Below are 12,333 nucleotides of genomic sequence, written 5' to 3'. Positions count from 1 at the left end.
CCCATAAAAAAACCCACCAAACAAAACATCTGGCGGGTTCATGATAAGCGACTGTCATAATCCAAAATTAATCACTTTTTTTCTTCTATCAGCTCTTTGATACTGTCGTTATTGTTCTTGGCGGCGCCTGAGTTTGCATTCCTACTACCAGGATTTGAGCTAGCGTTTGAGCTACTACTAGTAGCACTGGGCGGTTTAGGCGTGACAATTGGTGGCTTTTTAAGCGAGCTGTTATCAGTTCCTGTTCCTGTTGATCTTTTGCTTTCTGGTTCAGATTTGCGCAGGTTATCATCATTTTGCGCAGGTGAGCCAAACGAACTTTGGTCTTCAGTGACCACGGTACGCTCTTCAGTAACCGATAAGGTGGCCGAGGTATCCTCTGATTGACGAATACTTTCAGCATTGCGACTATTATCATTTGCTTCTTGACTGCTAGAGTTACCGCTATTGTTTGTCGCTGAGTTACTGACGCTATTCTCAGTGGCGGCTTGAGCCTGCTGACGAACCGGCACTTCACGCTTGGTCGGTCTCAAATTAACAGAACGGGCGCGTCTAGCACTTAAGTCTTTTATAGAGCCAGGGCGTTCATAATTATCTATAATACTAACGTAGCGGCTGATTTCTTCGGCCAGTACACGCACATCGTCAGGCAGCCTAAAGTCTATCAATTTAGCAGCACCAACCGCTTCTTGCGGACTGCTCATCAATCCATAAGTAAGCATATAACGCAGCTGATTTTCATCATCAAGGTAACGGAAGTAAGAGAACTTTTTACGATCTTTGCGACCTTCTAGATAGCTTACAATAACATCGTTTTCAGCGACATTCATCACCTGTACGGTCCATTTACCTTTATTAGCAAGCAGATAGCGCTTGTCTTTAAATTCATCAGGATAACTGCGCAGGTCGCGTATAGTGTCTTCAAAATTAATTGGCTGTACATCAGTATCAAGCTCATGCAGCGCTTCAATCGATAAAGGCTGTTCCAGCTCACTACCTAGCGTTTGTGGTGCTGAGATCGGTTCATTTTCGATTTTGGCACCCATCGCTGGAGTCTGACTAAACATCCAAATTAGGGCAGTGATAACCCCTAATAGCAAAGTCATTACAAGCCAAATCAGGGCTTGACGGCGATATGACTGGCGAGCGGGATGAGTCGTCGAGCTTGAGGCTGCCATGAGTGTATCCTTGATAAAATATAATTAAACTCACTGATAAGAAATGCAGATAGGTATAACGATATTAATATCGCTAATAGATCTATGTTACACCCTTAATTTACATAACTGATTTACACAACCAGCTTTCTGACGCTTTATGAAGTGTGTTGTGACAATACGTCAGTGAGTAGTTGGTCATCGAAGTCATTCGTTAATACCGCTTGTCCTAGTGATTTTAACAAAATCAGACGGATTTGTCCGTTTTTCACTTTTTTATCATGACCCATTAAATCCAAGGCAGTCTGGACAGCAATAGGTGGCGGTGTGGTGGGTAAATTGGCTAACGCTAAGACACGCTTAATACGTACCACTTCATTGACGCTCAACCAGCCCATTTTCTGTGACAATTCAGCGGCTTGTACCATGCCAGCAGCAATCGCCTCGCCATGTAGCCAATTACCATAGCCTTCATGGGTTTCAATCACATGACCAAAGGTGTGACCAAAGTTTAATAGCGCCCGCAAGCCAGCCTCTCTTTCATCTTGCGCCACAACAGCGGCTTTATGCTCACAGCAACGTTTCACTGCCTCGCCTAATATGGCAAGATCTAGTGCCATCATCGCTGGTAAATTATGCTCAAGCCACGTTAAAAAATTCACATCCATAATCAGTGCGTATTTGATGACTTCAGCCAGCCCTGCCGATAGCTCACGTGCAGGCAAGGTTTGTAAGGTACTCATATCAGCCAATACCATTTGCGGCTGCCAAAACGCACCAATCATGTTTTTGCCTTGCGGATGATTGATACCCGTTTTGCCACCAACGCTCGAGTCGACTTGCGACAGTAACGTGGTTGGAATTTGAATAAAATTAACCCCGCGCATAAAACTTGCTGCCGCAAACCCCGTCATATCACCGACCACCCCGCCACCCAATGCGATTAGGGTCACATCACGGTTAAAGTGCTGCGCCATCAGCTCGTCATAAATCTGGTTGATACTGGCTTGGTTTTTGTATTGTTCGCCATCTGGCAGCACACAAACTCTCACTGTGAATTGCTCTGCCAGCTGCTTTTGTAGTGGTTGTAAGTATAAAGGAGCAACCGTCTCGTTAGTTACAATCAATACCTGTTGACCACTAATATAGGGCGCAACTTGCTCTGCCATAGTAATTGTTGCGCTGGCATCTTTTTCAGTAGTCGTTTTTTCAGTAATGACAATAGGATAATCATGATTTTGAGTATGTACTGTTAAGCCATCATGAAACAGTGGCGTTGCCATGAAATACTCCTTAAGTATCTTTAATAGGTTAACTTTCTCTAAACGTCTTTATTGATACATTCTGTGATTAATCCAATCTCACGTCTTGTTATAATTATTCGTCTTCAGACGTTGGTGAGTCCTTCACAATAGAGACAGACACAGAAAACGATTCAAGCTGCTGTAATAACTGATTGACCATATGTCGTGGGTAGGTATGACCCGTAGGCAGGATTATATGCGCCACCTGTCGGTATAGTGGATCGCGGGCGCTATATAGTTCTTGCAATATTTTTCTAGGATTAGGCTGCTGTAACAACGGCCGCGACTTATCTTTAGCAGTGCGTGCCATTTGCACATCAACTGGCGCATTGAGATAAACAACTATACCGCGTTGCTGCAAGAACTCACGGTTGTCAGCACACATCACTGCGCCGCCGCCAGTCGCCAATACAATTTGCTTTTTCTGCGTCAGCTCATCTATTGCCCGGGTCTCACGTTCGCGAAAACCCGCCTCGCCTTCTTTAGCGAAGATCCAAGGAATATCAGCGCCGGTTTGCGACTCGATATACCAGTCACTATCTACAAACGCGCGTCCTAATTGTTTGGCGAGCAACCGGCCAATGGTGGTCTTCCCTGCTCCCATCGGTCCCACTAAAAATACCGACGGCAATTCCTCAACCATAATACTCACTCAGTTAAATTAGCTATCATACAACGTCATCGATATTCTGGCTAGTAACGAGCCGCGATTATTATCGATAAAAACCAACCAATCGTAAAGATCAGCCCATAAAAAAGCAAGCGCTTAGGCTTGCTTTTTTACTTTGTTAGATATCAATACAGCAATATTAATCTAACCGGCTAATACCATCATTTATAAGCTTGGTAGTTATAAATATTAGCAGCTCCTCTTTATTGTTACTACGCACATCACGTCTAAATGCGCGGCCAATATAAGGTAAGTCTCCTAAGAAGGGTACTTTGTCCACCCCATTAGAGATACGGTTTTTGAAGACCCCACCAAGCACGATGGTTTGACCGTCTTCGACGATGATGTTGGTTGAGAGAGCGTCTTCAGAGATCGCTATATCACCATTGATAATTGTTGGTGTACCATTGGTAATGTTCAGTTGTAGACCAATTTTGCCATCAGGAGTAATGTTCGGTGTGGCTTCTAAGCTGAGGGCTGCTTCTTTAAAGCTGGTGGTGGTTGCGCCACTTGCCGCTGCTTCTTGATACGGAATTTGGGTACCCGATGAGATTTTTGCCGTTTGTTTATCCGCGGTCAAAATCTTAGGCGTAGAGATCACCTCACCGCGATTGTCTGCTTGCATAGCAGATAGCTCAAGATCAAGCATAAAATCTGACAAGCCAAGCAAACCAAAAGCGATACGCCCAGCAGGGTTGGCGACGCCAAGGTCCACGTTTAGGTTATCAGGACTCGTAATATCGTATGAAGGATAGGAGACCGTTTGCCCATTGACGGTAGTGGTCTCTACATCAAAGTCTTTAAGGTCCGCTAAGGTCTGATTGCTACCGCCAACCAGTAAGTTACGATTAGTAGCAGCGCCGTTAGATAAGATACCCCAACGTACGCCGATCTCTTTACTGAAAGTATCAGTAGCACTAACAATACGTGCCTCAATCATTACTTGACGCACTGGAATATCAATCTTGCTGATGAGCTTATGAATGTTCTCGATACTTGATGCCACATCTTTAATAATCAAAGTGTTGGTACGATCGTCAATGGTTACCGTACCACGATTCGACAGTAACGTATTGTTGTCATCGACACGATTGGTAGTAATACCACCACCACTATTACCTGTAGGCCCACTACCATCAGAGATAAGGTTCAGCACATCTGCCGCCTTAGCGTAGCTTAGACGAATATACTCTGTTCTTAGCGGCTCAAAAGCTTGCACCACTTGCTGGGCTTCGAGCTCTTGCGCTTCTTGTTGCGCAAGCTCAACAGTTGGCGCGACTAAAATAACGTTGCCATTCTCACGTTTACCCAAGTTCTTACTTTTCAGAATAATATCAAGCGCTTGATCCCAAGGTACATTGATAAGGCGCAAGGTGATACTACCAGTTACCGAATCACTGGCGACGATGTTCATATTAGTGAACTGGGCTAAAATATCTAAAACACTACGAACCTCAACGTCTTGGAATTCCATCGACAGCGCTTCACCGCTATAGACTTTTTCTTCTAGGGTCGGCTCGCGTAGCAGCGCAGGCTTACTGATACCAATATTAAGTTGGTTGCCCGATTGATAGGCTTGATACTCATAATCACCGGTCATATTAATGGTGATAACCCCATTTTGTCCTTGGTTTTTGGTATCAACGCTATCGACCAGACCACTATTGATATTCAATCGGCGCAATAAACTTCTAGGCACCGTACTGCCCGTCAGGCGTACTACCAGCTTATTACCTTGGCGCTGGACATCAACGGGTATAGCTTCGTTGGCAAGAGCAATACTGACATTACCGCCGCCATTGCTCCCTGCTGAAAAATTAAGCGCCGTCAGACCATCATAACTATACTGCTTACTCACTTGTGAGGCCGCAAGACTTGGATCTAATAAAGGATTGACTCGTACCACCATAGTATCAGCAGGTACTTGATTCTTAACACCCGTAGAGCTAGTGATAATAGGAGCAACGGCCACGCTGTTACGCTCAACAATAGGTGTGACAACTGCCGTAGTCGTTATCGCTGCGTTATCGGTTGCTCTTACAATAGGCGCTGATATAACAGAGTTAGTGCTAGTACGGTTGGTGGTAACAATAGGACTGTTAGGGTCAGTGATGGTCAGCAGTAGATTATTACCATCAATAGCAGTAGTGTAACTGCCAGATTGCTTTAAGCCGACAATAAGACGAGTAGTGCTGTCATTACTTAAGGTAGTGACATCATTGATCATACCGATATTATAATCATTAAAGCGGCTAGCAAGTCCATTTTGTACCTGCTCAAAATCTAATACTAAACGGCTCGGATCATCAAGCTGGTAAGCAGCAGGAAGAACTGGCACGTTTGAAAACCCCAAGCGCATCTGTGTGACTGCTGGTGCTGTCTGTATCACAGAGACGTTATTGATGCGCTGATCAGCATAGGCGCTACTGCTAATCGCCACCATACTGATTGCCAATGCAGGTATGGCAAAGGCAGAAGATACGCGGTTGCTCATCGTCATTACCTTGTTATTGCGTACGGTCATTATTTATTCCTCAAAAAATCTGCCGACTTAACTTATAGGAGAAACCAGCGACTGGGGTTTTTCAACAAACCCTGCGCGGCTGTCTGGCACAATTTCAATCAAATTAATCTGGGTCGGCGTGATTTCAACAATACGGCCGTCATTTAATCCAAGATAATCACCCACTTTGACACTAGCAACCGAGCCGTCAGGACGCTGTACCAACGCATACTGCTGGCCCTCGGGTGAGATTATCATACCGCTAAAGGTCAGTTGCGTTAGCTCATATTGTTCGAGTGGTTCTTTTGTCCGCGTGATATCAGGTCGCACACCATCAATAGGGGCAGTAGGGCTTTGTACATTGACTAAGCTTGGTGGCAAGAATGGGCTGCGTAGCATATTGGCACTATAGACGAAATCCTCTACCAGCTCAGCTTTTGGCGGCGGCTCAATAGCCTGCGCCGGCTGGTTACGTACCTCAGCCATCGCTTGCTCCGCCATCCCAATACGATCGCTACAGCCAGTCAGCCATAAGACGGTGACACTTAACATCAGCAGCGTAGGCAGTTTTTTGACAATCATCAGTTGCCTCCTGCATTGTCATCAGCCGTAGCGACGGTCTCGTCAACTTCAGTCGCCGCTTCTTTTGAGCGATAGGTTTTAGTCTGTAATACCAAATTAAGCTCCGGTAAGACATCTAAGCTGGGCTGGGGATTACTGACTTCAAAATCGTGCATAGTAATAATGCGCGGTAAGGCGGCAAGACCACTGATGAAGCTACCAAACTGATGGTATTCCCCTAACGCAGCGATACGAATAGGCTGTTCAATAAAGAACTCGTTTTCGATTTCAGCTTCCACCGAAATGTCTTGAAAGCGTATGTTGCTACCTACTCCGGTCATATTAATACCCTCTACCAGCTCTGACACGCGGGTGTCTTTTGGTAGCTGATCGAGTAAGGTATTAAACTCAGTTTCCATTTGAATAACTTGTGCTTTATAAGCTTCCAAGTGGCGGGCACGCGATTCTTTTTCGCGGTAGCTATCGAGCAAAGTTTGCTGCTCACTTTCAGCAGCTTTAATATCATCGATTTTACTGCTAATCGGTAACGCCCATGATAGAGCAGCAATAAGAGCGACAATAAATGCAATCACCGTTACTTTAACAGGCAAGGGCCAGCTGCCGTAGTTTTCAGAATCTAATGACTCAAAGCTACGCCGAAATTCATTAAGATTGAACTGTTTTTTAGGGCGTACAGCGGCTTTTTTGGTTTTGATTAGGCTTTTTTTGCGGCTAAACTTCATAATTCACCTCCAAGCCCAGTGCTACTGTCAGTTTCAGCGGGTGCGGCGGTTTCTGACTGCACTTTTGTGGTCACCACAAACTGCACATAACTGTCTTCAGGATAAATTGGACGTGGCTGTTCACCCGTAGTAGTGGTCTGATTAAGAGCAGGTGCGGTCTCATAAGCGCTAATATTTTGCTGAATGTTACGAACAGCCGAGTCACCCATCCACTTACTACTATCAAGATTACGAATCAAACTTGATACGATGTTCGGGTTGTCTGCAAGACCGGTTAGCGTCAGCAGGTCACCTTCACGCTTGAGATTATTTAGATAGAGCGCTGCGGGTATAGCTTTGGCTAGATCATCCCATAAACGGACAGGGACGGGACGCCGACCTTGTAGATCTTGGATAACTTGCATACGTGAGATAATATTTTCGCGGCGCTGCTCTAGACTATCAATGTCCGTCAGCACAGTATCTAAGCGGTTGTTCTCTTGTACAATCAGCGCATTGGCATCGCGTTGTTCATCAAGCTCATTTTTAAAATAGCTCCATGAAGCAAATGCAGCCAATAACGCGAGTAGAGTCACTGCAACGACTAAGGTAATGAATTCTTTGTTGCGGCGTTCGCGCTCTTCTTGCCGCCATGGCAATAGGTTAATACGAGCCATTAGTCAAAGTTCCTTAACGCCAGACCGCAAGCGGCCATTAAAATTGGCGCATCAATTGCAAGCTGCTCACTATCCACATACGGATCAATGGTCATATTTATAAATGGATTGGCTACGCTGACAGTTACGCCAAGCTTCTGTTGTATCATGCCTGCAAAACCGGGAATAGAGCTGCTACCACCGGCGATCACTACATGGTCAATGCTACTGTACTGGCTCGAGGAAAAATAAAACTGTAAAGATCGGGTAATTTGTTGAATCGCGTTTTCCATAAAAGGAGTTAAAACTTCAGGATAGTAATCATCAGGCAAAGTGCGTTCACGCTTACTAATGGTCGCCTCTTCAGATGATAAGCCATAGCGGTTTTGGATTGCCTCTGTCAGCTGACTGCCACCGAACAACTGCTCTCGGCTATAAACAAATTCACCGTTTTTAGCGACATACAAAGTGGTTTGATTGTGTCCAATATCGACTAAAGCAACCAGCTCTGGCATATTGGGCAAATTGTCTACCATAAGCCCAAAAGCACGCTCGATAGCATGCGTTTCAATATCTATAATTTTAGTTTGCAAACCACCAAAGGTCAGGGCATCGACCCGTTGATCTACGTTTTCTGAGCGCGAGGCCGCCAGCAAGACTTGTACCATGTTATCGTCTATTAAAGACGGACCTAGTACTTCAAAGTCTAAATTGACATCTTCTAGCGGATAAGGGATATATTGATCGGCATCCAAACGAATTTGAGCTTCACGTTCAATGTCATTAAGCACCATATCCATATCAATAACTTTAGTAATCACTGCTGACCCTGAGACTGCGGTTGCAGCATCGCTGCCAGCTACCTGACAGCGACGTGCTAAACTAGCGATGATATTTCCAACCGCTTCGGTATCTACAATAAGTTTATCAACCACTACGCCTAAGGGTAATTTTTCGATACCATATGATTTTAGGTGGAATATTCCTTGCTGGCGCTGTATATCAACTAGCTTTACTGAAGTAGCACAAACATCTACCCCAATCAAATGTCGATTCTTGGAAGAAAATAGCCTCAAAAGCTCTACACCTTATATGGAATGTAAAATCTAACAATTATATATAACATTTGTAATAATTGAATACAATACGTTACTTAATAGACAGATTCAAGTATTTAAAAAACAATTCAGGCCCAATTACACTTTTAGTATAACCTGGCTATTTTGTTCAAGGTATAATACTTCATTTGTTGCAAATTTTAACCAATAAGTCTTATTATGACCAAAAAAAATGCTACCGCTCGTCTCATTCGCTCTTTAGTGGGGCTAGTTATTGCCTGTCTGGCATTGGCCGTCGTCTTAGCACTTGCTGTGCCTATTGGCTTTTATGGTATGGCCATGTATATATCGCCAACTCTACCCAGCATTCAAGAGATTAAGACCGCGAATTTGGAGATGCCCCTACAGATTTACAGCCGCGATGACAAATTAATTGGTCAATATGGCAATCGCCTATCTTTACCTGTCACTTTTGAAGACATTCCTGAAGACCTAACTCATGCCTTTTTAGCGGCTGAAGATTCCTCTTTCTTCCAACATAGTGGTATTAGCATCACAGGCCTCGGACGCGCGGTTACCGAAGTGGTTACTGATGACGACACTCAAACCGGTGGCTCAACCATTACCATGCAGGTTGCCAAAAATTACTTTTTGAGCCCAGAGCGTACCTTAAACCGTAAACTTACTGAGCTATTTTTGGCCCGTAAGATAGAGGACGAGCTAAGCAAAAATGATATTTTGACTCTTTATGTCAATAAGATCTATTTAGGCGAAGGGGCTTATGGTATCCGCGCCGCTGCCAGAAAATACTATAGCAAATCATTAGAGAACCTTACTATTGCTGAGATGGCAATGTTAGCAGGTTTACCAAAAGCGCCTTCTAAGTACAACCCGGTCGCCAATCCTAGCCGTGCTCTTACTCGGCGTAACTGGATCATTGGCCGTATGCATGAACTGGACTATATCAATAAAGCTCAATATGACGACGCTATTAACTCACCCGTCGGCCTTAATTTGTATCAAGAAAAGCTTGATGTCAATATGCCGTATTTGGCAGAAATGACCCGCTATGCATTGGTCAATCGCTACGGCGAACAAGTGGTAAATGGGGGCTGGCGTGTGCGACTAACAGTTGACAGCGAAGCACAAGTCGAAGCCGAAGCCGCCATCCTAACCGGTCTGATTGCTTATGAGCATCGTCATGGTTGGCGCGGTGCTGAGGCTAAAGACGAACCCCTTGAAAATTTCCGCCGTTATAGCAGTATGTCTCCTGCCAAAGTGACTAAAGTCAACTCACGTAGTTTTGAGGCAAAAATACCCTCTGGTGAAATTGTGACAGTTAACTGGGATGGGATGAGCTGGGCACGCAAGTATTTTTCAGCGGACCGTATCGGCTATCTTCCTGATAATGCACAACAGATCGTTAGTGAAAATGATATTATCCGACTAATACCCACCGCTAACGGCAATTGGCAACTGACACAAATACCTGATATACAAGGCAGCTTGGTATCTTTAGATCCGGAGACCGGAGCTGTCAATGCTTTAGTCGGCGGTTTTGATTTTAACCATAGTAAATTTAACCGCGCGCTACAAGGTTGGCGGCAACCGGGTTCAATCATTAAGCCTCTGGTTTATACAGCGGCTTTAGAAAAAGGTTATCGTCCTGATAGTATTGTTTCAGACCGCCCTATTCAAGTAGGAGATTGGGAACCTAAAAACTCTGACGATCGTTTTTTAGGGGATATTACTTTGCGTCGGGGTCTATACTTATCGCGTAATCTAGTGTCGATCCGCCTGCTACAAGCTATTGGTATTTCAGGTACTCGCGATTTATTAGATCAGTTTGGTTTAGATAAAGAAAAGCTACCAACAACCTTGTCACTGGCTCTCGGTACAGGACAAGCAACGCCTTTACAAATGGCCACTGCTTATGCAACCTTTGCCAATGGTGGTCACCGCGTACAACCTTATTTTATCGAACAAATCTATAATTATGAGAATAAGCTGTTATTTCAAGCCAATCCGCAGCAAGCTTGTGCCTTATGTTTTAACGAGCAAGTCGATGAGCTCAATAAAAAGCTAATTGAAGATTATAATAAATCGGCTGAAGATAAAGACGCTGCTACTGATTCTAATAACGAGCAAGCAGCTACTGAAGAGCAAAATTCAGAGAATGATGAGAATATAGAACAAAATAATACTCAACAAAAAAGTGCGGCTCTCAATTTAAGTGTTTATGATGCAACCCCAGCAGCAGATCGTCTAAAAGCGCCAGTAGTCCAACACCTACGTGCTATACAAGCACCGCGAATTATAAAGTCGCGGGTTGCTTATGATATGGCAGATATCTTACGTGATGTGATACAGCGCGGTACAGGAGTGCGGGCGAAAGCCTTAGGTCGTAGCGATATCGGAGGTAAGACCGGAACCACCAACGAGGCCAAAGATGCGTGGTTTGCAGGATTTCATCCGACCAATGCTACCGTAGTATGGATGGGCTTTGATCAGCCATCAACTTTAGGTCGCCGTGAATATGGCGGAGTAGCAGCGTTACCGGTATGGATGGACTTTATGAAAGCACAGCTTGAAGATACCCCTACCCAATGGGTATCTATTAATAACCGTGCTAAATCCCAGAAACAAAAGCAGCAAGTGATAGAGATGTCTGATGACGGCATTATCGCTCCTGATGGTAAGGATGTAGATACCCGTACAGTGGCAAAACCGGTTAAGCCCAAAACTCAGCAGCGTAAAACGCCTGAGCCTGAGCCTGAGCCTACTGAACCGTCAGATAACCCATCAGATAAACCCACAACACCAAAACGTAATAGCGGTAGTGTGCCGCAAAACCAACTATCAGTAACACCCGCTGAGCGTATGCCGCCGCTGCCAGAATAAAGCAATAGGCCTAGCTATTAAAAGCTCCTTAGATTAGAAGCTCCTTAGATTAAAAAGCCGCTATTGATGTTTAACGCGTAAAAAATGCTTGTTCAGTAATAGCTGAACAAGCATTTTTATTGGTCCTACTAAGAGCAAATAAACCCTACCCTACTTACTTTTATCGTTTAAACAGTTATATTATGCATGTTTATTAACTGGCTGTTTATGCTACCTTCGATATCACGTCTAAAATTCTACCATCCCCGCACGTAATTGCTCGATGAGCTCTAAAAACTGCTGTCGCCATTCACGTATGGTCGCTTCATCCGGTAACCATTGATTCGATAAAGTAACCACATTGACGATGATGTCCCGTGATTGTGTCTCAGTAGTACTTACACTGTCATCAGCTGAGTTGTCAGAGGGTACGGCATACAAGCAGCGTTGATAAGCGCGCTCGATATTCGCTAAAAACCCTTGTTGTTGCAACTGCTGTAGACGCTGTACTTCTGGTGAGACTTGCGTACGATCGTTCAACGCTTGCTCGATATCTGCCAACGTTGGTGCCGTCATGGTCAAACCATAAAAATGACTCAGCTCCTGCAATAATGCCAAAAAAGTGCCATGCAAATGAAAGATAGCCGTCTCACAGTGTGCTTGATAGTGCTGTTTATCATTACTGCTACCCGCAGCTTGACAGGCCAGACGACAAAAATATAACTTTTGATTGGTACGATCTGCTTGATATTTGGCAACGCGAGTTTTACCTGCCATACGCCTTTTATCCTTATATTAATAACGAACTCATATTAATCAAAA

10 protein-coding genes are annotated in these 12,333 nt (G+C 44.4%); 1 reads left to right on the top strand and 9 read right to left on the bottom strand.

What is annotated here, in order from left to right; all coding sequences use genetic code 11:
- Positions 1-71: 71 nt before the first annotated feature.
- The 8 genes from JMX97_RS07905 to pilM form a co-directional block, all read right to left on the bottom strand.
- The gene (locus JMX97_RS07905; protein WP_201556598.1) at positions 72-1,178 is read right to left on the bottom strand and encodes a hypothetical protein; all 1,107 of its coding nucleotides are present in this window, start codon (positions 1,176-1,178) and stop codon (positions 72-74) included.
- Between the two features lie 137 nt (positions 1,179-1,315).
- Positions 1,316-2,440 (bottom strand): 3-dehydroquinate synthase, encoded by a 1,125-nt coding sequence (gene aroB / locus JMX97_RS07900; RefSeq protein WP_201556597.1) that lies wholly within the window; start codon positions 2,438-2,440, stop codon positions 1,316-1,318.
- A 94-nt stretch (positions 2,441-2,534) separates the two neighbouring features.
- Positions 2,535-3,104, bottom strand: a complete 570-nt coding sequence (aroK, locus tag JMX97_RS07895; RefSeq protein ID WP_201556596.1) for a shikimate kinase AroK — start codon at positions 3,102-3,104, stop codon at positions 2,535-2,537.
- Positions 3,105-3,270: 166 nt separating this feature from the next.
- The gene (gene pilQ / locus JMX97_RS07890) at positions 3,271-5,655 is read right to left on the bottom strand and encodes a type IV pilus secretin PilQ (RefSeq protein WP_201556595.1); all 2,385 of its coding nucleotides are present in this window, start codon (positions 5,653-5,655) and stop codon (positions 3,271-3,273) included.
- A 27-nt stretch (positions 5,656-5,682) separates the two neighbouring features.
- Entirely contained in the window at positions 5,683-6,216 is a 534-nt protein-coding gene (locus JMX97_RS07885; protein WP_201556594.1) for a pilus assembly protein PilP, read from the bottom strand.
- Positions 6,216-6,938 carry a type 4a pilus biogenesis protein PilO gene (locus tag JMX97_RS07880; protein WP_201556593.1) on the bottom strand — a complete coding sequence of 241 codons (723 nt, stop codon included), beginning with the start codon at positions 6,936-6,938 and terminating at the stop codon, positions 6,216-6,218. The genes JMX97_RS07885 and JMX97_RS07880 overlap by 1 nt, the downstream gene beginning before the upstream one ends.
- A complete protein-coding gene (locus JMX97_RS07875) occupies positions 6,935-7,594 on the bottom strand; it encodes a PilN domain-containing protein (protein WP_201556592.1) in 660 nt (219 codons plus the stop codon). The genes JMX97_RS07880 and JMX97_RS07875 overlap by 4 nt, the downstream gene beginning before the upstream one ends.
- Positions 7,594-8,649 carry a type IV pilus assembly protein PilM gene (pilM, locus tag JMX97_RS07870; RefSeq protein ID WP_201556591.1) on the bottom strand — a complete coding sequence of 352 codons (1,056 nt, stop codon included), beginning with the start codon at positions 8,647-8,649 and terminating at the stop codon, positions 7,594-7,596. The genes JMX97_RS07875 and pilM overlap by 1 nt, the downstream gene beginning before the upstream one ends.
- A 201-nt stretch (positions 8,650-8,850) precedes the next feature.
- On the opposite strand from pilM, the gene JMX97_RS07865 reads away from it, so the two are divergent.
- Positions 8,851-11,532, top strand: coding sequence for a penicillin-binding protein 1A (locus tag JMX97_RS07865; RefSeq protein WP_201556590.1), 2,682 nt, complete (start codon positions 8,851-8,853; stop codon positions 11,530-11,532).
- 228 nt (positions 11,533-11,760) lie between these two features.
- On the opposite strand, the gene JMX97_RS07860 is transcribed toward JMX97_RS07865, so the two are convergent.
- Complete coding sequence (locus tag JMX97_RS07860; protein WP_201556589.1) at positions 11,761-12,288, bottom strand: DUF6586 family protein; 528 nt, start codon at positions 12,286-12,288, stop codon at positions 11,761-11,763.
- Positions 12,289-12,333: the final 45 nt, after the last annotated feature.

This window comes from Psychrobacter sp. 72-O-c (assembly GCF_904846605.1).
GTDB lineage: Bacteria > Pseudomonadota > Gammaproteobacteria > Pseudomonadales > Moraxellaceae > Psychrobacter.
This window is presented reverse-complemented; position numbering and strand designations above follow the sequence as displayed.